Here is a 3,333-nt window from a genome sequence, read left to right on the forward strand (position 1 = left end):
AGAGAGTCAATGCCGACCTGCTGCGGCCATTTTTGTGCAAAAGCTGCGACAGTGATTTTGCGCAAAAATGGCCGCAGCAGGTCGTTTATTTAGCATTGACGCTCTTGGTTGGCCCTGTAAAATTGGGCTTGGCGATGTCAGTTTGCGTAAGCATAAAACTGACATCGGCTAGAGGTTAATATACGGATCCTTCATTTAAGTAGATCCTTGCCCCATAAGACGATCGCATACTTCGCATATGGTGAACCCTTCCCTAGAATAGTAGATATGACAAAACTTGACGCTACTACGGTACGTTGGGTAGGGCACGATAAAGGGGCCAGAAAGAGAGTCAATGCCGACCTGCTGCGGCCATTTTTGTGCAAAAGCTGCGACAGTGATTTTGCGCAAAAATGGCCGCAGCAGGTCGTTTATTTAGCATTGACGCTCTTGGTTGGCCCTGTAAAATTGGGTTTGGCGATGTCAGTTTGCGTAAGCATAAAACTGACATCGGCTAGAGGTTAATATACGGATCCTTCATTTAAGTAGATCCTTGCCCCATAAGACGACCGCATACTTTGCGTATGGTGAACCCTTTGGCGCAAGCTTGAGGGCTTGATTTCACGTACAGGGATCCCTATGCGCAAGCTCTGTGGGCTTTTGCATATAACGCATAGAGGATATGCTAAGTACTACCAGTAACTCGGTTCACCTAAAAAACCCGTGGGGGGTGGCTAGTTTAAGCGGAGGTACAAAATACATATTAGGTTAATATAGTGTACTTTTTCTTAACAGCACATAATACATACTTTATGACAAACCTATCAAAAGTGATGTTCATCACACTTATTTGAAATAGGCATTTAAAGGCTAACATTTCAGGCAAAGCCAAAACACCATCATATGATTCATATCAGAGCTTAGTTGTAACGTACTTAAAGCAGTAATCAATATAGGTGTATATTTTTCAATGTTGGCTAGTGAACAAGAACTAAAGTGTTTTGGCAAGAAAGAGCCTAAATTGGAGGTAGATTTTGTAATGAAAATTACCAAACATCAGACATGGGGGAGACAATTGGTTATTTATCAAAATGTTCATAGCTTTAGTGGTTGAGCAGCCACAATTCTCTATAAATGACCTACAACTGAGGCAAGCAAAGTTGCTCATTTAAAGTAAACAGTTGATTGTCTCCGCTATGTATGTAACATAGGTTTGTTGTATACGTACTTACGGCCACTTAGTTTTTAGATTACGGCTATACTCTTGTCTAATTCGTAACCTCACTACATTAACAAAACTATCCAAGTTCTTAATACCAAACTTAGCTTTTTTGATGAGCTTAACTAGGTTATTGCGTCCCTCTATTGGCCCTGTAGTTAGCTTGCTTTCAGCAAATCTAGCTATGTTAGGCAGATGTTTAATAAACCTGCGAACCATCTTGGTTATTTTACTTTCGCCAACTTGATTATTATTAATCAGTTGATGAATGGCTTCATCATCGTAGCCTTGGTTTGATAGAATCCGAGGTATATTATCCAATTCAAACTCATAGCAGCATGCCTTGAAGAGGCTCTTATCTTTCTTACAGGCAGTAAAAACCTCAGAATTTACTTCAATCTTAAGCATATTTTGACAAATAATTAAGATTTGCTGCCTGAAGTCAGTATATGACTTTGCATTGTCATAACAAGCAAGAATATCCTTATATATATCATGAAAAGCTTTAATATCAGGATGTGACTTTAAAAGAAGATTTAACTTAGCACGTTCACCCTTTTTAAGGTTTTTTCCTCTTGAAAAGAAGATTCTAAAAGCATCTTTTGTTTCATTATTAAACAAAGCTTTCGCTTTGCTATTATCAGGCAGTAAAGAGACAACTGCTTTGCAGCATTCTGTCAAGTCATGAATAACATGACCTATGATATGAAAACGATCAAATGTAATTTTACAGTTGGGTAACACTTCTGTAAAAGCGCTTAGGTATGGTGCATTCATATCACAGGCTATTGACAGATCAGGGGCTATTTTTTCTTTTCCCCACTCAAAAAACGACTTAATTGCGTTCTTATTGTTTTTTTCAGTGACAAAAAGTAAATCATAATGGTCTACATCATAAATGAAAGTTAAATAGTGCCGATGATGCATAGAAATTTCGTCAATCCAAATACGACGTATAGTATAGTCAGGAACAACAAAATTGCACTTCCAAGTTTTTTTCTCTGACACATTGGGAATGTCACTTGATAAAGATGATACATTTTGCTCAGGCTCTTCTTCCCTGACTAAATTAGATGATGGACTTGAGTTAGCACAAATATCAGAGTCACAGCTTTCCTTAGGCTCTTCTTCCCTGACTAAATTAGATGATGGGCTTGAGTTAGCACAAATATCAGAGTCACAGCTTTCCTTAGGCTCTTCTTCCCTGACTAAATTAGATGATGGGGTTGAGTTAGCACAAGTGTCAGAGTCACAGATTTTCTTAGGCTCTTTAATAGGATTTATATCCTCTTGTGTCAGGTTACGCTCTTTATCACAATGATCTTCAATCACTCTTTTAACATGATAATCAGAAACCCCAAGGAATCTCGCTGCTCTTCTGTAGGTTATGCACTGTTGATCAGTGTGGGTTTTAATAATAGCTTTAGCCATGGCTCCTGTTAGCATAGAGTGCTTATTCTCTATGAGAGCCTTTGGCGTGAATGTTCTAGAGCATTTAGAGCATTTATAGCGAACACTGTGAAATAAAACTGCTGTAGGCGTTCCACAAAGATCGGGATGCTTAAACCTTCGCATTGTTGTAAAGTGGCGATGAAAGGCGCTATCGCTATTGCCGCAATAAGGACAAACATTCGGAGGGGTTTGTTCTACCTCAACAAGTACTCCAGTTAGCTCATCACTGTTAGGATTTTCCCGTCTTGGGATAACTTTTGTGACATGTACGCCTGGAACATTTAAACCATATAGCTCCTCTAGGGTAATATAATTGGTTTGCTGATTGAGTTGATAAGGAGTATTATTAATCATAGTAAGGAGACCTCATTTTGGTTTTAATTATTTGGTCTCCTTATTCTAGCCACCATCAACAATACAAAACATATATACAGATCACATAATCCTACCTTTGACTCCCTTCTTTTTATAACTCATATAAAGTTAATATAGTGTAGTTTTCATTTTCTAACTTTTAGCTTATCTAATCCAATCCCACGGGTTTTTTAGGTGAACCGTAACTCTATTGTGTTACTAGATCGGCTTATTTTGGGTTTTCTCCCACTGGTTCTTATACTCTACAGGAGATAATCCATTTAATCGCTCCTGAGGACGGGCGTTGTTGTATTTTGAAATATACAACT

Annotated in this window: 1 protein-coding gene; it reads right to left on the minus strand. The window is 38.3% G+C overall.

What is annotated here, in order from left to right:
- Window positions 1-1,207 precede the first annotated feature (1,207 nt).
- Complete coding sequence (locus tag MXE38_RS11960) at window positions 1,208-3,004, minus strand: ISL3 family transposase (protein ID WP_246915380.1); 1,797 nt, start codon at window positions 3,002-3,004, stop codon at window positions 1,208-1,210.
- Window positions 3,005-3,333: the final 329 nt, after the last annotated feature.

The organism is Anaerobiospirillum sp. NML120448, assembly GCF_023050945.1.
Classification (GTDB): Bacteria; Pseudomonadota; Gammaproteobacteria; order Enterobacterales; family Succinivibrionaceae; genus Anaerobiospirillum.

Bases quoted from the DNA above. Each gene is read 5' to 3' on its own strand.
- MXE38_RS11960 (WP_246915380.1), bottom strand. From the start codon at position 3,004: ATGATTAATAATACTCCTTATCAACTCAATCAGCAAACCAATTATATT.